This window comes from Acidovorax sacchari (genome assembly GCF_042847045.1).
Classification (GTDB): Bacteria; Pseudomonadota; Gammaproteobacteria; order Burkholderiales; family Burkholderiaceae_C; genus Paracidovorax; species Paracidovorax sacchari.
The window spans coordinates 1,038,173-1,058,229 of the sequence record NZ_AP035783.1 but is presented as its reverse complement, the minus strand read 5'-3'; the positions used below and the strand labels follow the sequence as shown (position 1 = coordinate 1,058,229).

Genomic DNA, 20,057 nt, shown 5'->3' with positions numbered 1-20,057 from the left:
TGCCCGCCCGGCGCCGGCGATCCGCCAGGAAAAAAGGGCGCGGACACCGTCCGCGCCCCTGCCAGGGTATCGCCCCTGGCGTGCGCCAGGTCACCGCATCAACGCGGCCATCTCCCTCTCCGGCACCACCCCATAGTGGTCCAGTTGCATCGAGTACTGCCCACGCCCCGACGACAGCGCGCGCAGGCTGCCGATGTAGCCGAACATTTCCTTCAGCGGCACCTGCGCCTCGATCGTGGCGGCGTTGCCGCGCTGGCCCTGGCCGCGGACGACGCCACGGCGGCGGTTCAGGTCGCCGATGCCGTCACCCAGGCACTCGGCCGGGATGATGACTTCGACGGCCATCACCGGCTCCAGCACCAGGGGCCCGGCCTTGGCAAAGGCGTCGCGAAACGCCGCCACGGCCGCCAGTTCGAACGCCACCGTGGACGAATCGCGCTCGTGGTAGCTGCCATCCACCAGCGTGGCGACGAAGTCCACGGCGGGAAAGCCAGCCACCACGCCGGAGCGGGCGGCACGGCGGATGCCGGCCTCCACCGCGGGAATGAACTCGCGCGGCACCGTGCCGCCGACAACGCGGCTCTCGAAGCGGATGCCCTCGCCCCGGGGGAGGGGCTCGAACTGCAGCCTCACCTCGGCGAACTGGCCAGGACCGCCCGATTGCTTCTTGTGCACATGGTTCACCTCCACGCGGCGGGAAATGGTTTCACGGTAGGCCACCTGGGGGCGCCCGACCGACACATCGATCCCATGGCGCGCGCGCAGCTTCTCGATCGAGACCTCGAGCTGCAGTTCGCCCATGCCGGACAGAATGGTCTGGCCGGACTCGGCGTCCTGCTGCAGGCGCAGGCTCGGGTCTTCGCGCAGCAGGGACTGCAGCGCCTTCGACAAGCCCTGCTGGTCGGCGCTTGCCCGGGGCTCGATGGCCACGTGGATCACCGGCTCGGGCACGCTGATCTGCTCCAGCACCACGGGATGGGCCGGATCGCTCAGCGTGTGGCCCGTGAGGGTGTCCTTGAGGCCGACGACGGCGGCAATGTCGCCCGCCACCAGTTCCTCGCGCTCGATGTGCTTGTCGGCATGCACCTCGTACAGCCTCGATACGCGCTCGGTCCTGCCCGTGCTGGTGTTGAGCACCACATCGCCCCGGACCAGCCGGCCGCTGTAAACACGCACGAACACCTTGGCACCATGGTCGTCGGCGACGACCTTGAACGCCAGGGCCGAGAACGGATCTGCCGCCGATGCCGGCTTGCCGTCGGCACGGCCCGCGTGCGCCACGTCTTCCGGCGAGGGCAGGTAGTCCACCACGGCATCGAGCAAAGGCTCCACGCCGCGGTTCTTGAAGGCCGAGCCCGCCAGCGCGGGAACGAAGGCACCCGCCAGCACCCCCCGGCGCAAGAGCGAGCGCAGCATGTCCACGGCGATGGGTTCACCGTTCACGTAGGCCTCCAGGGCAGCTTCATCCTGCTCCACCGCTGCTTCGACCAGGCGGGCGCGTGCATGCGCAGCCTGCTCGGCCAGGTCGGCGGGCACGTCGGTCTCACGGTAGGAAGTGCTGGCATCGTCCCTGTCCCAGATGCGGGCACGCAGGCTGAGCAGGTCCACCACACCGCGGAAGTCGCCTTCCGCGCCGATGGGAATCTGCAGCGGCACGACGCGCACGCCCAGGCGCTCCCCCATCATGGTCACCACGCGGCCGAAATCGGCTCCCACGCGGTCGAGCTTGTTGATGAAGGCGATACGAGGCACACGGTACCTGTCGGCCAGGCGCCAGTTGGTCTCGGTCTGCGGCTCCACGCCCGCCACGCCGTCGAACACGACGACCGCACCGTCGAGCACGCGCAGCGAGCGGTTCACCTCGATGTTGAAGTCGATGTGGCCGGGCGTGTCGATCAGGTTGAGCTGCGTGCCCTTCCAATGCACGGTGACGGCCGCGCTGTGGATGGTGATGCCGCGCTTCTGCTCCTGCGGATCGAAGTCCATGTGCGCCGTGCCGTCGTGCACTTCGCCGATGCGATGGCTTTCGCCGGTATAGAACAGGATGCGTTCGGTGGTGGTCGTCTTGCCCGCGTCGACGTGGGCGATGACACCGATGTTGCGCAGACGGGCGATATGGTTGCGGGAGTTTCTCATGGCGAATCTTTCTTCGCGGCTGCACTCGGCTCTGCGAGCAGCTGCCGCCTGGTTGGCTAGGTCGCCAGCCCAGGCGAGAAGATCCGCCTTCGGGCTAGCGTGGAATGGGGGGTGTGCTGTCGCCGAAGCCCGGGCGCACGGAACTCAAGCTCCGGCGGTCGGGAATCGTGGCGATCAACTTGTCGTAGGTACGCATGGGTGTCGGTGGGAAAGTCTGGAAAACAAAAAACCCCGGAGGTGCGAGCCTGCCGGGGTCTGTGGTGACCGGAAGGCGCGCAGCCCTCCGATACGCGATCAGGGGCGCAACTAGGTGGCGAAAGATGCCTTGATCACGTTGGTCAGAATGTTCATGGAGACGAATTATCCTCTCCAGCCAGCCAGGGGGCAAGGCCCTTCGCGGGCATGCGCCGGTCGCCGGCCATGGCATCCCGCCCCAGCCCCTTGAAACGCCAGCAAATGCCCGTATCATTAGCACTCGAAGCGGACGAGTGCTAACAACCGTGTGGGACACGGCCGCTGAAGATCCCGACGCCCGCCTTCCGCGGGCGTCCTGTCGATGTCGCAATCCTTATTGAACCAGGAGAGATGCAAATGAACCTTCGCCCCCTGCACGATCGCGTGATCGTCAAGCGCATTGAAAGCGAAACCACGACCGCCTCCGGCATCGTGATCCCCGACAACGCTGCCGAGAAGCCCGATCAAGGCGAAGTCCTGGCCGTGGGCCCTGGCAAGAAGAACGACAAGGGCGAACTCAGCGTGCTGAGCGTCAAGGTCGGCGATCGCGTCCTGTTCGGCAAGTACTCGGGCCAGACCGTCAAGGTCAACGGCGACGAACTGCTGGTCATGAAGGAAGACGACCTGTTCGCAGTCGTCGAGAAGTGATCGCTTCGCGGATCACATCCTCTTCCAACTTCCTGTTGACTGAATCCGGAGAAACAAAATGGCAGCAAAAGACGTAGTTTTCGGCGGCGAAGCCCGCGCTCGCATGGTCGAAGGCGTGAACATCCTCGCCAACGCCGTCAAGGTGACCCTGGGCCCCAAGGGCCGCAACGTGGTGCTCGAGCGCTCCTTCGGCGCCCCCACCGTGACCAAGGACGGCGTGTCCGTGGCCAAGGAAATCGAGCTGAAGGACAAGCTGCAGAACATGGGCGCCCAGCTCGTGAAGGAAGTGGCGTCCAAGACCAGCGACAACGCCGGTGACGGCACGACCACCGCCACGGTGCTGGCCCAGGCCATCGTCCGCGAAGGCTCCAAGTACGTGGCCGCCGGCCTGAACCCGATGGACCTGAAGCGCGGCATCGACAAGGCCGTGACGGCCCTGGTCGCCGAGCTGAAGAAGGCTTCCAAGGCCACGACGACCTCCAAGGAAATCGCCCAGGTGGGTTCGATCTCCGCCAACTCCGACGAATCCATCGGCAAGATCATTGCCGACGCCATGGACAAGGTCGGCAAGGAAGGCGTGATCACCGTGGAAGACGGCAAGAGCCTGGACAACGAGCTGGATGTCGTGGAAGGCATGCAGTTCGACCGCGGCTACCTGTCGCCCTACTTCATCAACAACCCCGAAAAGCAGGCTGCCCTGCTGGACAACCCCTTCGTGCTGCTGTTCGACAAGAAGATCAGCAACATCCGTGACCTGCTGCCCACGCTGGAGCAGGTTGCCAAGGCCGGTCGTCCGCTGCTGATCATCGCCGAGGAAGTCGAGGGCGAAGCCCTGGCGACCCTGGTGGTCAACACCATCCGCGGCATCCTGAAGGTCGTGGCCGTGAAGGCGCCTGGCTTCGGCGACCGCCGCAAGGCCATGCTGGAAGACATCGCCATCCTGACGGGCGGCAAGGTGATCGCCGAGGAAGTGGGCCTGACGCTCGAGAAGGTGACCCTGGCCGACCTGGGCCAGGCCAAGCGCATCGAAGTGGGCAAGGAAAACACCACCATCATCGACGGCGCAGGCGCTGCCGCTGACATCGAAGCCCGCGTGAAGCAGATCCGCATCCAGATCGAGGAAGCCACCAGCGACTACGACCGCGAGAAGCTGCAGGAACGCGTGGCCAAGCTGGCCGGCGGCGTGGCCGTGATCAAGGTCGGCGCTGCCACCGAAGTCGAGATGAAGGAAAAGAAGGCACGCGTGGAAGACGCGCTGCACGCCACCCGCGCTGCCGTGGAAGAAGGCATCGTGGCCGGCGGTGGCGTGGCCCTGCTGCGCGCCAAGCAGGCTGCTGGCGAGATCAAGGGTGACAACCCCGATCAGGACGCCGGCATCAAGCTGATCCTGAAGGCGATCGAAGCGCCCCTGCGCGAGATCGTGGCCAACGCCGGTGGCGAGCCCTCGGTGGTGGTCAATGCCGTGCTGAACGGCAAGGGCAACTACGGCTTCAACGCCGCCAACGACACCTACGGCGACATGCTCGAAATGGGCATTCTGGACCCGACGAAGGTGACCCGCACGGCCCTGCAGAACGCCGCTTCCGTGGCTTCGCTGCTGCTGACGACCGAAGCCATGGTGGCCGAGGCTCCGAAGGACGAAGCGGCTGCTCCCGCCATGCCCGACATGGGCGGCATGGGTGGCATGGGCATGTAATGCCCGGCTGAGCCTCGCTCACCCGACCAAAGGGCCGCGCAAGCGGCCCTTTTTCATGGTGTCTGCGTCGTACACCGGCACCGTGCCGTGGCGCGGGGCCTTGTGTCAGAACTGATCGCGCAGCGCCTGGTAGAGGGTTCGGAAGCGCGCATGGCGCGCCGCATGCCCGGCGGCGTCCGCTGTGGCGGGATCGAAGCGCTGCCGGGGCTGCGGCAGTGTGCAGACCTCGGCCACGCGGCCGCCATCGGCCAGCCAGGCCAGCCGTGCCGCGCCCAGGGCACCGCCGGTTTCGCTGCCTTCGTAGAGGGTGAGCGGCACCTGCAGGATGTCGGCCAGCAACTGTCCCCACCAGGCGCTGCGCGCGCCGCCTCCGACCAGCGCCATCTCGCGCAGCAGCGTGCCTTCGGGCAGGCGCAAGGTGTCCAGGCCGTCCCGCAGGCCGAACCCCACCCCCTCGACGATCGCGTAGGCGATCTCGGCCGGGCCATGCGCATGGGTCAGTCCGAACAGCACGCCCTGCGCCCCGGCATGGTTGTGCGGCGAGCGTTCGCCCGAGAGGTAGGGCAGGAACAGCGGGCAGCGTTCCCGCTGCGCCACGGTGGCCGCGGCCTGCAGCAATGCGGCCTCGCTGGCGAAGCCGAAAGCCTTGGCCCCCCACTGCACGGCGCTCGCGGCCGACAGCATCACCGACATCTGGTGCCAGCGCCCGGGCAGTGCGTGGCAGAACGCGTGCATGGCCTGCGCAGGATTGGGCAGGAAACGGTCGGTGGAAACGAACACGACGCCCGAAGTGCCCAGCGAGACGAAGCCCTGCCCCGGCTCGACCAGCCCCATGCCGACGGCACTCGCCGCATTGTCCCCTGCGCCACCGGCGATCACGACGTTGCCGCCCAGGCCCCATCGGGCAGCCAGTTCGGGCAGCAGCCGCGCCGAGGCCTCGCTGCCTTCGACCAGGCGCGGCATGTGGACCCGGGTGAGCCCGGTCGCTGCCAGCAGTTCATCGGACCAGTCACGCGCGCCCACATCGAGCCACAGCGTACCGGCCGCATCCGACATCTCGCCCACCGCCTCGCCGCTCAGCATGAAGCGCAACCAGTCCTTGGGCAACAGCACACGGGCCGTGCGGGCGAAGACGCCGGGCTCGTGCTCGCGCACCCAGAGGAGCTTGGGCGCGGTGAAGCCCGGCATCGCCAGGTTGCCGCTGATCTCACCCAGGCGTGGCACGGCGCGGGAAAGCGCTTCGCACTGCGCGGTGCTGCGGCCGTCGTTCCACAGGATGGCCGGACGCAGCACCTTGCCGGCCGCGTCCAGCAGCGTGGCACCGTGCATCTGGCCCGACAGGCCCAGGGCGCGCACCGCCGCCAGTTCCGTGGGGTGGGCGCTGCGCAGCGCCTGCATGACGGCTTCCAGCGCATCCCACCACTGCTGCGGCGCCTGCTCGGACCACAGCGGCTGCGGCCGCTGCACGGTCAGCGGTGCGCGCGCCACGCCCACGATGCGGTGGTCGGGGGCCAGCAGCAGTGCCTTGAGTTCGGAGGTTCCGAGATCGATGCCCAGGTACACGAATGGCTCCCTTGTGCAGGTTTTGTCAGTTCTGCAGCACCCCGCCGAAGCGGGTGTCGGCCTGCCGGCGGAATTCCGTGGGCGTCATGCCCTTGATCTCCAGGAAGCGCCGGTTGAAATTGGCCACGTTGTTGAAGCCGACCTGGTGGCAGATGTCGGTCACATAGTCGTCGGTCTGCATCAGCAGGTGGCAGGCGCTGTTGATGCGCACGCGGTTCACGAAGTCGGTGAAGCTGTTGCCGGTGGCACGCCGGAAGAAGCGGCTGAAGCGGCTTTCGCTCATGCCCAGCTCGGTGGCCACCTCCTGCATGGAGATGGGCTCCGCGATGTTGCGGGTGATGCGGTCCACGATGCCGTTGATCCGGTCCACCTGGGCATCGCCGTCGGCTCCGTGCTGGCCCTGCATCTGCACGCTCGACAGCAGGCGGTAGTCGGTGCAGTCGGCCAGGTCGGCGAGGAATTCACAGAACCGGCCCAGCCTACGCAGGCCACGTGCGGCCTTGACGGTGTCCCAGTGCTCCAGCGCTTTCTGCGACATGCCGAAGAACTCGATGCCGTGGCGCGCCCGCTCCAGCAGGGTCATGATCTCGCGCAGCTCCGGGATGCCGGCGGCGGCGCGCTCGATGGGTTCGTGGCAGAACTGGATCACGCGGTCGCGGCCGGGGGCCCCGCCCTCGGCGACGTCCAGCGAGATCCAGTTGTGCGGCAGGCGTGGACCGCACAGCACGAGGTGGCCGGGCTGGAACGGCCCGATCCAGTCACCGATGAAGGCCTTGCCCGAGGTCTCGGTGATCAGGTGCAGTTCGTAGTCTTCGTGGAAGTGCCACCGCACCAGCGGGCTCGGAAACCCGTGCGCCAGGCAGCGCACCAGGCCGGCCTCCTCGGACGTCTCGTAACCCAGCGAAGGTGAGCGCGCGATGTCACGCTCCAGCACCGGCTGGCGTTGCCGTGGAACGGGGCGCTTGCGGGGTGTCGTCATGGCGTGCATGGGTTCGAAGCACCCATCGGGAGGGCTTCAGGAACATTGTCGGTGCAGGCGAGCAGCCCCTGGACGGCGGCGAGCGACGGAGGATCGGCCCCCTCCCGCATGCAGTTGAGCGCCGCGGCGGCGGCCGCGAAGCGCATGGCTGCACGCCAGCCGTCGTCGTCCAGTGCAGCCAGCTGCGCGGGCCGCTCGACGCCGTGCGCCAGCAAGGCCACCGAGAGCCCCGCGGTGAAGGTGTCTCCCGCGCCGATGGTGTCCGCCACCTGCACGCGGGGCGTGGCCACGGCCAGGGGGGCATGGCCCGCGCGCCAGAGCGTGGCGCCGGCTGGCCCCTGGGTGACGACCACGGCCTGGGCACCGGCGGCCAGGTAATCCGCCGCCAGCGCGCCCGGCGGCTGGCCGGGCGCGAGCAGTTCCGCATCCTCGTCGCTGAGCTTGACGACATCGGAGTGGCCCGCCCACTGCGCCACCTGCGCGCGGTAATGCACCATGTCGCCGATCAGGCTGGGCCGCACGTTGGGGTCGAGCACCACGACGCGGCGCCCTGCCGAGGCGCGCACCATGTCCAGGATGCGCGCGGACGCAGGCTGCTGCAGCATGGCGATGGAGCCGAAATGCAGGAAGGCGCATTCAGGCGGCAGTTCGGGCAGCGGATCGGGAGCCCAGGTCGCATCGGCGCTGCCGGCGGCGTAGAAGGCGTAGCGGTTGGTCTGCGGCGTGCGCTCGACGAAGGCCAGCGTGGAGGGCGCTGCGCTGCGCGGCACGAAGCGCGTGTCCACGCCGTTGCACTGCAGGTAGCCCAGGATGCGCTCGCCGAAAAGATCGGTGGACAGCTGCGTGAGCAGGCCGGTGGGCTGGCCGAGCCGGGCGCAGGCGATGGCGGCGTTGAGCGGAGAGCCGCCCACGTGGCCCGCGAAGCCCAGTGCGCCATGGGTGCCGGAGGAGGTGAAGTCGATGAGGGCCTCGCCCATGAAGGCTACACGCATGCGGGAGTCTCCTGGCGGTTCAGCACGCCGCCGCATCGGCCAGGAAGCCGCGCTCGGCCTCCAGCGTGGCGGGGTGGTCCAAGAGTTCAGTGAACAGCTGCGGCGGGATGGTGATGGCACCCACGCCCAGTTGCAGGAGGGCCAGGTAGGCATCGCGGGAGCGCACGCTGGCCACCAGCAGGCGCGTTCGCGGGGCCGGCGCCTGCGCCACCAGTGCCTGCATCTGCGCGATGCGCGCGAGGCCATCCACCCCGGAATCATTCAGCCGGCCCAGGTACGGGGCCGCATAGGCCGCGCCCAGTTGCGCTGCGAAGTGCGCCTGCTCCAGGGCATAGACGGCCGTCCAGGTGACGGGAGTGCCTTGCGCGATGAGCCGGGCGCCCGCATCCAGCCCCTGGCGCGTGGCGGGAAGCTTCACCACCAGCTGTCCCCTGTCGAAGTGGCGCAGCAAGGCCTGCGCATCTTCGAGCATGCCGTCCGTGTCGGAGGAAGACACCTGTGCCTGCACCTGCCGCGCACCCAGTTCGATGCAGCGCGCCAGCAGGCTCGGGACCGCAGCCTGCTTCACACCGGCACGCAGCAATAGCGTGGGGTTGGTGGTCACGCCGTGGATGACCGGGTGCGGCAGGCAGGTTTCGATCTGCGCGATGTCGGCGCTGTCGATGTAGAGATGGAAATCGGTGGCGTGCATGCTTTTCAGCTCATGACGTTGCCGCCATCGACGTTGAGCGTCTGGGCGGTGATGTAGCGGGCCTCGTCGCTGGCGAGGAACACGGCCGCGCCGGCCACGTCGCGCGGATCGCCCATGCGGCCCAGCGGCACGGCCAGGCCTACCTGGCGCTTCTTCTCGCCGATGGGCAGCCCTTCGGCCCGGGCGAAGAGGCTGTCCACGTGCGCCCACATGGGCGTGTCGATCACGCCGGGCGAGATGCCGTTGACACGAATGCCGTGCGGCGCCATGGCGAGTGCCGCGCTCTGCGTGTAGCTGATGACGGCGGCCTTGGTGGCGCAGTAGTGCGACACCAGCGCCTCGCCGCGCCGGCCGGCCTGCGAGGCCATGTTGATGACCGATGCGCCCTGCGTGCCGGCCTCCACCATGTGACGCAGCACGGCCTGCATCACGAAGAACATGCCCTTGACGTTGACTGCGAACAGCCTGTCGAACGAGGCCTCGTCGCTTTCCAGCAGGGGCGCCAGGTCGAATACCGCGGCGTTGTTGAACAACGTGTGGACCGGGCCGAAGGCGGCGATGGCCTCGCCCAGCAGGCGCACGATGGCGCCAGGCTCGGTGATGTCGGCCGGGATATAGGCGATGCGCCCGGGGTGGCGCTGCTGCAGCGCGGCCACTTCCGCGGGCACGGCTGCGCCGCGATCGACGACGCTGCACTGCGCGCCTTCGGCGAGGCAGGCCTCTGCCACGGCCAGGCCGATGCCGCCGCCGGCTCCGGTGAGCAGTACGTGGCGGTCTTGCAGGCGGGAGGGGGTCGTCATGGGGGTCAGCTCCTGGATTGAATGAATCGCGCGACGCGCTCGCTGGCGCGCCGCATCGCGTCGATGAGGCGCGGATCGCCTGCGGTGTCGCCCCACAGGCCGGCGTCTGCGCACATCGCCGCGACGGGATCGGCCGCATCGCAGATGGCGTGCGCCACGGCCTCGTCCATGCCCTGGTCCTGGTAGGCATAGGGCAGGCGCCCCTGGTGCCAGCGCTGCAGGAAGGCCAGGAACAGCGCGGGAAGCATGGCCACGCTGTCGATGGACTGGCCGGCGGCCAGGCGCTCGCGCACGGTGGGCGCGATGAAGCCGGGAATCTTCGAAAAGCCGTCCATGGCCACGCGCTGGTTGGTATCGCGGATGGCGGGGTTGCCGAAGCGGTCGAGCACCACGTCGCGGTAGGCAGGCAGATCGACCGGGCTGGGCTGGCCAGGGCGGCCCAGGCAGGGGATGGCGTCGTCGGTCACGTAGTCGTAGGCCATCCGGCGGATGGCGGCGTCGTGCGTGCCTTCATGGATGAAGTCCAGCCCCGCCAGCGTGCCCGCCCAGGCGATGCAGCTGTGCGCGGCGTTCAGCAGGCGGATCTTGGCCTCTTCGTAGGGCTGCACGTCCTCGACCATCTCCACGCCCACGTGCTCCCACGCCGGCCGGCCGGCGGCGAACCGGTCTTCGATCACCCACTGGATGAAGCGCTCGGCGGTGATGGCGGCGGCGTCATCGCGGCCCGTGGCGGCCCGCACCCGGCCGCGCAGCTCGGCCGGCGCGCGCGGCGTGATGCGGTCCACCATGGCGTTGGGACAGGCGGTATGGTCCTGCACCCAGGCCAGCAGGCCGGCATCGCCTGCGCGCTCGATGAATTCGAGCAGGCCGGCGCGGAAGCGGTCTCCGTTGTGGCGCAGGTTGTCGCAGTTGAGCAGCGTGAGCGGCCCTGCGCCGGCCGCGCGGCGCGCGCGCAGGATGGCGGTGACTGCGCCGTAGAGCGTGCCGTTCTCGCCGCTCACCTCTGCGTGGCGGGCGCGGTCGATGTCGGCCGCGAGTTCGGCGAAACCGATGTCCAGCCGGCCCCGGGCATCGAGGTAGTAGCCCGCCTCGGTCACTGTGAAGGAGACGATGCGCGTGGAAGGTGCGGCGCCGCGCGCGATCACGGCGGCCAGGGTGGGGCCCCAGGGCAGAACCTCGCGGATGGCTGCGATCTCCTCGTAGAAGGTCTCGCCCGCAGGCGACACCGTTTCGAGCGTGTAGCGACCGCCCTGCGCCTGCAGCGCGGCGATGATTTCGGGCATGTCGGGCCGGATGTTGGCGCCCGAGAGCGACCAGCGCGTATCGCCTGCGTCGATGAGGCGCTGCAGATAGACGGCCTGGTGCGCCCGGTGGAACGAGCCCAGGCCCAGGTGAAGCATGGTGAACTCCGTGGGAGCCGGAGGAAGGTGCGCAGGGGTCACGGCGATGGTCCGCTGAAGGAATGGGTGGTGGAATGAGCGGGGCGAAGAAGAAAACGTGTTCAGGTGCGCAGCGCGCGGCCTTCGCGGTCGAAGCAGTGCAGCACGGCGGGATCCAGTTCCACGGCCACGCCGTCGCCGGGCTGCAGCGACGTGCGCTCGTTCTGGCGTGCCACCAGCGGCACGCCGGCCACATCGACGTGGATCAGCGTGTCGGCCCCCAGGGCCTCGACCAGCTCGACGCGGCCCGGCACGCCCTGCTCTCCGTCCGGGCCATCGCTGCGGTGCACGCGCAGCCCCTCGGGCCGCACGCCCAGGAAGCCGTCTGCGGGCAGCACGCCCCCCGTGGCCGCGGCGAAGGGCGCGATGGCCCGGGCCGCCACCATGTTCATCGACGGCATGCCGATGAACTGCGCGACGAAGCGGTTGGCCGGGTGATCGTAGAGCTCCAGCGGCGTGCCGACCTGCTCGATGAGCCCGTCCTTGAAGACGACGACGCGGTCGGCCAGGGTCATGGCCTCGACCTGGTCGTGCGTCACGTAGATGGTGGTGGCGCCCAGGGCACGGTGCAGCTTGTGGATCTCCACGCGGGTGTTGCCGCGCAGGGCCGCATCGAGATTGGAGAGCGGTTCATCAAACAGGAACACCTTGGGCTCGCGCACGATGGCGCGTCCGATGGCCACGCGCTGGCGCTGGCCTCCGGACAACTCCCTGGGCGTGCGGCCGAGGTACTGCGTGAGGTTGAGCGTGCGGGCCGCATGCTCCACCTTGGCCCGGATCTCGTCCCGGGCCACGCCCGCGAGCTTGAGCGCGAACGACATGTTGTCGTACACGCTCATGTGCGGATACAGCGCGTAGCTCTGGAACACCATCGCCAGGTCGCGCCTGCCCGAGGGTGTGTGCGTGATGTCGCGCCCATCCAGCATCAGGCTGCCGCTGGTGATGGGTTCGAGTCCCGCGATCAGCCGCAGCAGCGTGGACTTGCCACAGCCCGACGGCCCCACGAAGACGATGAATTCGCCTTTCCGGATCTGCAGGTCCACGCCCTTGATGATTTCGGCATCGCCGAAGCGCTTGCGGATGCCCTGGAGTTCGAGGTAGGCCATGGAAGGTGTCTGCCTTTCTTGTGTCTCGTTGTCTCTGCCCACGCGCTCACTTGACGGCGCCGAAGGTCAGCCCCTGCACCAGCTGCTTCTGGCTGAACCAGCCGAACACCACGATGGGCGCGATGGCCAGGAGCGAGGCGGCGGAGAGCTTGGCCCAGAAGAGCCCTTCGGGGCTGGAGTAGGACGCGATGAGCGTGGCCAGCGTGCCGGCCTTGGCGGAAGTGAGGTTGAGCGCCCAGAAGGCCTCGTTCCAGCTCAGCACCAGGCACAGCAGGCCGGTGGAAGCCATGCCGCCCACCGAGAGCGGCAGCACGACGTGGCGGAACTCTGCCCACAGGCCCGCGCCGTCCATGCGCGCGGCCTCCAGGATCTCGTGCGGAATGTCCTTGTAGGCGCTGTAGAGCATCCACACCATGATCGGCAGGTTCGACAGCGTGAACACGATGGTGAGCGCCGTGAGCGAATCCAGCATGCCGGCGGTCTGCGCGATCACGTAGATGGGCACGAGCGCGCCCACGGCCGGCATCATCTTGGTGGAGAGCATCCACATCAGGACGTCCCGCGTCCTGCGCGTGCGGAAGAACGCCATCGAATAGGCCGCGGGCGCGGCGATCAGCAGGCCCAGCACGGTCGATCCCAGGCTGGTGATGAGCGAGTTGCGCGCATACAGCAGGTAGTCGCTGCGCCGCTGCACCTCGCTGAAGTTCTCCAGCGTGGGCTCGAAGACGAAGAGCGGCGGCACGTGGATGGCCTGCAGTTCGGTCTTGAAGGCCGTGAGGAACAGCCAGGCGATGGGGAAGAACAGCAGCAGCGCGGCGCCCCAGGCGCCCACGGTGCGGATGGCGAGCGCGAGCCGGCCGCCGGCGGAAGAATGGACTTGCATGGTGGTTCAGCGCCTTTTCAGTCCAGGTTCCTGCCGACGATCCGGATCAGGAACACGGCCACGATGTTGGCCAGCACCACGGCGAACAGCGCGCCTGCGGAGGCCACGCCCACGTCGAAGTTCATGAGCGCCTGCTTGAAGATCAGGTAGGTCATGTTGGTACTGGCGTTGCCCGGGCCGCCGCTGGTGGTGATGGCGATCTCCGCGAACACGCTCAGCAGGAAGATCATCTCGATCATGATGACCACCGCCATCGGGCGGCCCAGGTGCGGGATGACCAGGTAGAAGAAACGCTGCACGGCGGTGGCGCCGTCCATGCGCGCGGCCTCCATCTGCTCGCGGTCCAGCGACTGCAGCGAGGTGATGAAGATCAGGCAGGCGAAGGGCAGCCACTGCCAGGCCACCATGATGATGACCGACAGCAGCGGGTAGTCGGTCATCCAGTCGATGGGCGTGGCGCCGAAGAACCGCCACAGGTCGGCCAGGATGCCGTAGATGGGATTCATCATCATGTGCTTCCACAGCAGCGCGTTGACCGCGGGCATGACGAAGAAGGGCGAGATCAGCAGCACCCGGACGATGCCGCGCCCCGGGAAGGGTTCGTTCACCAGGAGCGCCAGCAACACGCCCAGCACCACGGTGATGGCGATGGCGCTGCCGATGAGCAGCAGCGTGTTCCATACCGCCGGCCAGAAGTCCGGGTCGGTGATGAAGTACTGGAAGTTGTCCAGGCCCGCGAACGGATGCTCGCCCGGCTGCATCAGGTTGTAGCTGACGACCGAGAAATACACCGTCATCGCGAGCGGCACGATCATCCACGCCAGCAGCGTGAGCACCGCGGGCGCCATCAGGGCGCGGGGCAGGAGTCTTTTCATGGCAGCGTGTCCCTTGCGGTTGGCGTGCGGCCGCGCGGCATGCCGCGCAGCCGCCGGGGCGGAGGCCTGCTTGCTACTTGTAGTACCCGGCCTTCTTCATCTCGCGTTCCGCGATGGTCTGCGAGGTCTTGAGCGCCTGTTCCACCGTCGCCTTGCCCGAGAGCGCCGCGCTCATCTGCTGTCCCACCGCGATGCCGATGGCCTGGAACTCGGGGATCGCCACGTACTGCACGCCGGTATAGGGCGACTTGGGCAGCGTGCTGTCCGAGAGGTTGGCCGAGTCGATGGCTTTCTTCTCGGCGGCTGCGAATCTGGCGACCTTCTGGAACTCGGGATTCGCGTAGGTGGACTTGCGCGTGCCCGTGGGCACGGCAGCCCAGCCAGCCTCTTTGGCCACCAGTGCGATGTAGTCCTTGGAGGTGGCCCAGCGGATGAACTTCTGCGCCGCCTCATCCTTGGACGAACCCGCGGGGATGGCCAGGTTCCACGACCACAGCCAGTTCGCGCCCTTGGGCGTCACGGCGGTGGGCGCCTGCGCGAAGGCCACTTTGTCGGCCACCTTCGATTGCTTCGGGTCGCTGACGAACGAAGCCGCGATGGTGGCGTCCACCCATGCCGCACACTTGCCTTCGCTGAACAGCGCCAGGTTCTCGTTGAAGCTGTTGGCCGAGGCACCCGGGGGGCCGTCCTTCTTCATCAGATCGACGTAGAAGCCGATGGCGTCCTTCCAGGGCTGGGAGTCGATCTGCGGTTTCCAGGCCATGTCGAACCACTGGCCGCCGTAGGTGTTGACCAGCGTGGAGAGGAAGGCCATGTTGTCGCCCCAGCCCGGCTTGCCGCGCAGGCACATCCCATACACGCCCGCCTTGGGGTCGCCCGCCTTGTCGGCGAAGGCCTTCACCTCGGCCCACGTGGGCTGGTCGGAGAACTTCACGCCCAGCTTGTCGGCCAGGTCCTTGCGGTACATGAGCATGGAGCTCTCGCCGTAGAACGGGGCCGCGTAGAGCTTGCCGTCATGCGACAGGCCGTCGCGGATGGCGGGCAGCAGGTCGTCCACATCGTAGGCCGCGTCCGTGGCGATGGGCTTGAGCCAGCCTTTCTTCGACCAGATCGGCGCCTCGTAGAGGCCGATGGTCATCACGTCGAACTGCCCACCCTTGGTGGCGATGTCCGTGGTCACGCGCTGGCGCAGCGTGCCCTCCTCCAGCGTGACCCACTTGAGCTTGATGTCGGGGTAGGCCTTCTCGAAGAAGGGGGTGAGCTTCTGCATCTCGATCATGTGGCCGTTGTTGACGGTCGCGATCACGAGTTCGGTGGCGGCCTGGGACAGGCCGGCTGCGCCGGCCACGGCCAGGGCGAGGCCCGCTTTCAGAAAACGCTTCATGTTGTCTCCTTGGGTGAGCGACGCCCGCCTTCATGTCGAACAGGTCGCCGTGGGGTGGAATTCTGTCCAAGGCTCCCCTCCATGCTGGTACTCGCTTCACCCTTGTTGGTACTTTTTTGCGCAGACTGCCTGGGATATTCCCTAATCCATGCAATACAGCATGGAAAGCACCTCCCGGCGGCCCAAAGCAGACAGCCCGCATGGAGCGGGCTGTCGTGCTGGGTGCAGGAAAAAAAGGATGGAAAGGCGTCAGCCCCCCGGTGCAAGCCGCCGCAGCAGTCCGGCGGTGGAGGCATCCAGCCCCTCGCCGTTGCCCGAAGCCAGGCGCGGCTCCAGGTCCTTGGCCAGCACCTTGCCCAGTTCCACGCCCCACTGGTCGAAGCTGTTGATGCCCCAGAGCGCGCCGCTCACGAAGACGCGGTGCTCGTAGAGCGCGATCAGCGCGCCCAGCGACGGGGGATCCAGGCGATCCAGCACCAGGAAAGTGCTCGGCCGGTTGCCCGTGAAGCGGCGGTGTCCGTCGTCGCTGGCCTTGCCCTGCATCAGCGCCTTGGCCTGCGCCAGGGCATTGGCCACGAGGCGGGGATGCTGCTCCGGCAGGTCGCGGCCCGGTTCGCGCAGCACGATGAACTCCACCGGCAGGATGTCCGGCCCCTGGTGGATCATCTGGAAGAAGGCGTGCTGGCCGTTGGTGCCGGGCTCGCCCCAGACCACGGGCGACGTGGCGAAGGGCAGCGTCTCCCCTTCGGCATCCACGCCCTTGCCATTGCTTTCCATCTCCAGCTGCTGCAGGTAGGCCGGCAGCCGGCGCAGCGCATGGCTGTAGGGCGCCACGCTGCGCGTCGCGAAGCCGTGGAAGTTGCGGTACCAGACGTCCAGCAGGCCGAGGCGCACCGGCAGGCTGCGCTCCAGCGGCGCAGTGCGGAAATGCTCGTCCATCGCATGCGCGCCCGCCAGCAGGCCGCGAAAACCCTCCGCTCCCACGGCGATCGCGATGGGCAGCCCGATGGCGGACCACAGCGAATAGCGCCCGCCCACCCAGTCCCAGAAGCCGAACGTGGTCTGGATGCCGAAGGCGGCCGCGGCCTCCACGTTCGTGGTCAGCGCGGCGAAATGACGCTGCAATCCCTCTTCGCTGCCACCCCGGGCCAGGAACCAGGCCCGCGCGGCGTGCGCGTTGGTCATCGTCTCTGCGGTGGTGAAGGTCTTGGAGGCGACCAGGAACAGCGTGCTTTCCGGGCGGAGCGTGCGCAGCACGCCGCCCAGCTCCGCGCCGTCCACGTTGGAGACGAAATGCAGGCGCTTGCCCGGATGGCACAGGTCGTCCAGCGCCTTGGTCACCATCGACGGGCCCAGGTCGGAGCCGCCAATGCCGATGTTCACGATGTCGGTGATGGCATCGTCGGCCCGTACGCGCTCAGCGAAATCCAGCATGGCCTGCAGGGTGGCATGCACGTCGCGCCGGCCGGCGGCCACCGCGCCGGAGGCCTCCGGGGCCGCGGGCGGCACGGCCGGAGCCGGCTCGCGCAGCAGCCAGTGCATCACCGCGCGCTGCTCCGTGTGGTTGATCGCCTCGCCCGCGAACATCGCGTCGCGCCAGCCCTCCAGGCCGCATTCACGGGCCAGTTGCAGCAGCAGGGCTTCGGTGTCGGCACCGATGCGGTTCTTGGACAGGTCGGCGAAGACGTGCGGCGCTTCCTGGCTGAAGCGCCCGAAGCGCTGCGGGTCCGCCGCGAAGGCGTCGCGGACATCGAAGCCACGGCCCGCGGCATCGTAGTGGGCCTGCAGCGCGGCCCAGGCAGCGGTGCGGTCGCAGCGCACGCGTCCGGCAGCTTGGAGGGTCATCGCGGCGTCCCTCCTCATGCGGCGAGGACCATCTGCTCGAGCCTGGCGGCGTCGGCAGCGAAGGCGCGGATGCCCTCGGCCAGCTTCTCGGTCGCCATGGCGTCGGCATTGAGCGCGTAGCGGAAGCCGGGCTCGTCGTACTGCACTGGCTGCAGCTCCAGGCTGCGGGCGGCGTCCGGGTCGAGCGCACGGGTGAGCGGCGCCTCCGACGCGGCCAGCTGCGCCAGCAGTTCCGGCGCGATGGTCAGCAGGTCGCAGCCCGCCAGCGCGGTGATCTGCCCCACGTTGCGGAAGCTCGCGCCCATGACCTCGGTGCGGATGCCGAAGTGCTTGTAGTACTGGTAGATCTGGCGCACCGACTGCACGCCGGGATCGTTGGGGCCGGACATCGCCGCCTCGTCCCACTGCGCGCCGGCCTGCTTCTTGTACCAGTCGTAGATGCGGCCCACGAAGGGCGAGATCAGCTGCACCTTGGCCGCGCCGCAGGCCACGGCCTGCACGGGAGAGAACAGCAGCGTGAGGTTGGTGCGGATGCCGCGCTGCTCCAGGATGCGGGCGGCCTCGATGCCTTCCCAGGTAGAGGCAATCTTGATCAGCACGCGGGCCGTGTCCACGCCCTCGGCCCGGTAGAGATCGATGATGCGCTCGCCGCGCGTCACCGTGGCCATGGTGTCGAACGAGAGACGGGCATCCACTTCGGTGGAGACGCGCCCGGGAATCAGCGACAGGATCTCGCAGCCGAAGCGCACGATCAGCCGGTCCATGATCTCGTCGAGCGGCCGTCCGCGCCAGCGTTCGACGGATTCCTGCAGCAAGGGGGCGTACTCGGCCTTCTGCACCGCCTTGAGGATCAGCGAGGGATTGGTGGTCGCATCCTGCGGCTGGTAGGCGCCGAGCTGTCGGAAATCGCCCGTATCGGCCACCACCGTGGTGACCTGCTTGAGGGCGTCGAGTTGGTTCATGCAATCCTCCGGGGTTGGGTGGGGCGAGGGTGCGATGTCCCCGCTGCGCCACCCGCGAGTGTAGGCGCGTTGTAACCGGAGTTCCTGTCAGCCGCCACCTCAAGGTGAAACTCGGTAACATCGCGCCATGGACCGCGGCGTTTCCCGCCGTCCGGGTTTCCTCACTCCACCCACTTCAGACATCGGGAGCGCAGCAGCAATGAGTTTCGATCTGGTCCTGTTCGGCGGCACGGGCGATCTGGCATGGCGCAAGCTGCTGCCGGCCCTCTTCCAGGCGTTCCGGCACGGATCGCTGCCGGAGGAAGGCCGCATCATCGGCGTGGCGCGGGACGACCTGAGCGATGCGGCCTACCGCGAACTCATCGCCAGCCGCTTCGCGGCAGTGGAGGGCGACAAGCGCCCCAACGCCGAGGAGTTCGAGCGCTTCGCCGCCCTGCTCCACTACCAGCGCATGGACCTGTCCAGGCCCGCCGACTACGCGGCGCTCGGGGCGCGCCTCGCCGAGCGGCAGGCCGACACCGTGGTGATGTACCTCGCGACCGCCCCGGGCCTGTTCACCACGGCCTGCGAGCAGCTCGGCGCCGCGGGCCTCGCCACGCCGCACACGCGGGTGGTGCTGGAAAAGCCCCTGGGCCACGACCTGGCCTCCAACCGCGCCATCAACGCCGCCGTGCGCCGCGTGTTCGACGAAGAGCAGATCTTCCGCATCGACCACTACCTGGGCAAGCCGTCGGTGCAGAACCTGCTGGCGCTGCGCTTCGGCAACGCCCTGTTCGAGCCGCTCTGGCGCCGCGAGACCGTGGCCAGCATCGAGATCACCATGGCCGAGAAGCTCGGCGTGGAAAAGCGCGGCGCCTTCTACGACGGCACGGGCGCGCTGCGCGACATGGTGCAGAACCACGCGCTGCAACTGCTCTGCGCCATCGGCATGGAGCCGCCCATCAACGCCCACGCCGACGCCATCCGCGACGAGAAACTCAAGGTGCTGCGCTCGCTGGTGCCCTGGACCCCGGCCACGCTGTCGCGGGACGTGGTGCGCGGCCAGTACACCGCCGGCTCGCTGGGCGGCGAGCGCGTGCGCGGCTATGCCGAGGAAGACGGCGTGCCCGCGGACAGCCGCACGGAAACCTTCGTGGCGCTGCGCACCGAGATCGCCAACTGGCGCTGGGCGGGCGTGCCGTTCTACGTCCGCACCGGCAAGCGGCTGGCCTCGCACGAGGCACACATCGCCATCAACTTCCGGCCCACGCCGCACGCTATCTACCGCACGCCGCTGGGCAGCGCCAACCGCCTCGTGATCCACCTGCAGCCGCGCGACGGCGTGGCGCTGCACCTCTTCGCCGCCGGCCAGGAAAAGCGCGGCATGCGCATCTCCGAAGTGCAGGCCCTGGCACCGGTCCACCTGGACCTGGACTTCGAACAGCGCTTCGGCACCGAGCGGGTGGGCGCCTACGAACGCCTGCTGCTCGACGTGATCGCGGGAAGGCTGAACCTCTTCGTGCGCGCCGACGAGCAGGAAGCAGCATGGCGCTGGGTCGAGCCCATCATGCAGTCCTGGCGCGACTCGGAAGACGGCCCACGGCCCTACGCCGCCGGCAGCTGGGGGCCCAGCGCCGCGAGCGCCATGGTGGCGCGCGAAGGGCATAGCTGGATGGAGGAATCTTGAAACACCCCCCTGAGCGGCTGCGCCGCATCCCCCCGCTCTCGCCGTGCTGCGCACGGCGGGCAGGGGGACGACGCCAGTGGCCCGGCAAAGCCGGCTCCACGGCGTCTGCTGGCTTGGCCTGCTCCGCGGCCATTCGACGGGTGAGGCCGCGCCAGTTT

The 20,057-nt window shown here is 68.3% G+C and carries 16 protein-coding genes; 3 read left to right on the top strand and 13 right to left on the bottom strand.

Features of this window, described 5'->3' with window-relative positions:
* Window positions 1–90: 90 nt before the first annotated feature.
* Window positions 91–2,136, bottom strand: a complete 2,046-nt coding sequence (gene fusA / locus ACGHC0_RS04780) for an elongation factor G (protein ID WP_415267575.1) — start codon at window positions 2,134–2,136, stop codon at window positions 91–93.
* Window positions 2,137–2,727: 591 nt separating this feature from the next.
* Between fusA and ACGHC0_RS04775 the strand changes: the two genes are divergently transcribed.
* Together ACGHC0_RS04775 and groL are read left to right on the top strand one after the other, a co-directional pair.
* A complete protein-coding gene (locus ACGHC0_RS04775) occupies window positions 2,728–3,018 on the top strand; it encodes a co-chaperone GroES (RefSeq protein ID WP_013593381.1) in 291 nt (96 codons plus the stop codon).
* 58 nt (window positions 3,019–3,076) lie between these two features.
* Entirely contained in the window at window positions 3,077–4,714 is a 1,638-nt protein-coding gene (gene groL / locus ACGHC0_RS04770) for a chaperonin GroEL (protein WP_368354214.1), read from the top strand.
* Between the two features lie 105 nt (window positions 4,715–4,819).
* Here groL and xylB read toward each other — a convergent pair whose 3' ends face one another.
* From xylB to tal, 12 genes are all read right to left on the bottom strand, one after another.
* On the bottom strand, window positions 4,820–6,277 hold the full coding sequence (xylB, locus tag ACGHC0_RS04765; protein WP_415267574.1) for a xylulokinase: 1,458 nt from the start codon (window positions 6,275–6,277) through the stop codon (window positions 4,820–4,822).
* A 25-nt stretch (window positions 6,278–6,302) separates the two neighbouring features.
* A complete protein-coding gene (locus tag ACGHC0_RS04760; protein ID WP_415267573.1) occupies window positions 6,303–7,256 on the bottom strand; it encodes an AraC family transcriptional regulator in 954 nt (317 codons plus the stop codon).
* The gene (locus ACGHC0_RS04755) at window positions 7,253–8,248 is read right to left on the bottom strand and encodes a carbohydrate kinase family protein (RefSeq protein WP_415267572.1); all 996 of its coding nucleotides are present in this window, start codon (window positions 8,246–8,248) and stop codon (window positions 7,253–7,255) included. Before ACGHC0_RS04755 ends, ACGHC0_RS04760 begins: the two co-directional genes overlap by 4 nt.
* A 19-nt stretch (window positions 8,249–8,267) precedes the next feature.
* Window positions 8,268–8,939 carry a transaldolase family protein gene (locus tag ACGHC0_RS04750; RefSeq protein ID WP_415267571.1) on the bottom strand — a complete coding sequence of 224 codons (672 nt, stop codon included), beginning with the start codon at window positions 8,937–8,939 and terminating at the stop codon, window positions 8,268–8,270.
* 5 nt (window positions 8,940–8,944) lie between these two features.
* Complete coding sequence (locus ACGHC0_RS04745; protein WP_415267570.1) at window positions 8,945–9,739, bottom strand: L-iditol 2-dehydrogenase; 795 nt, start codon at window positions 9,737–9,739, stop codon at window positions 8,945–8,947.
* A gap of 5 nt (window positions 9,740–9,744) precedes the next feature.
* Entirely contained in the window at window positions 9,745–11,139 is a 1,395-nt protein-coding gene (gene dalD / locus ACGHC0_RS04740) for a D-arabinitol 4-dehydrogenase (RefSeq protein WP_415267569.1), read from the bottom strand.
* Between the two features lie 101 nt (window positions 11,140–11,240).
* Window positions 11,241–12,284 (bottom strand): ABC transporter ATP-binding protein, encoded by a 1,044-nt coding sequence (locus tag ACGHC0_RS04735; RefSeq protein WP_415267568.1) that lies wholly within the window; start codon window positions 12,282–12,284, stop codon window positions 11,241–11,243.
* Between the two features lie 46 nt (window positions 12,285–12,330).
* Window positions 12,331–13,167: a carbohydrate ABC transporter permease gene (locus ACGHC0_RS04730; RefSeq protein ID WP_415267567.1), complete on the bottom strand. Its 837-nt coding sequence runs from the start codon at window positions 13,165–13,167 to the stop codon at window positions 12,331–12,333.
* A gap of 17 nt (window positions 13,168–13,184) precedes the next feature.
* The gene (locus tag ACGHC0_RS04725) at window positions 13,185–14,042 is read right to left on the bottom strand and encodes a carbohydrate ABC transporter permease (RefSeq protein WP_368354205.1); all 858 of its coding nucleotides are present in this window, start codon (window positions 14,040–14,042) and stop codon (window positions 13,185–13,187) included.
* Between the two features lie 73 nt (window positions 14,043–14,115).
* Window positions 14,116–15,426, bottom strand: a complete 1,311-nt coding sequence (locus ACGHC0_RS04720) for an ABC transporter substrate-binding protein (protein WP_368354204.1) — start codon at window positions 15,424–15,426, stop codon at window positions 14,116–14,118.
* Between the two features lie 249 nt (window positions 15,427–15,675).
* On the bottom strand, window positions 15,676–17,271 hold the full coding sequence (gene pgi / locus ACGHC0_RS04715; protein WP_415267566.1) for a glucose-6-phosphate isomerase: 1,596 nt from the start codon (window positions 17,269–17,271) through the stop codon (window positions 15,676–15,678).
* Window positions 17,272–17,285: 14 nt separating this feature from the next.
* The gene (gene tal, locus ACGHC0_RS04710; protein ID WP_368354202.1) at window positions 17,286–18,233 is read right to left on the bottom strand and encodes a transaldolase; all 948 of its coding nucleotides are present in this window, start codon (window positions 18,231–18,233) and stop codon (window positions 17,286–17,288) included.
* A 199-nt stretch (window positions 18,234–18,432) separates the two neighbouring features.
* Here tal and zwf point away from each other — a divergent pair, with 199 nt between their 5' ends.
* Window positions 18,433–19,899, top strand: coding sequence for a glucose-6-phosphate dehydrogenase (gene zwf / locus ACGHC0_RS04705; RefSeq protein WP_019702554.1), 1,467 nt, complete (start codon window positions 18,433–18,435; stop codon window positions 19,897–19,899).
* Window positions 19,900–20,057: the final 158 nt, after the last annotated feature.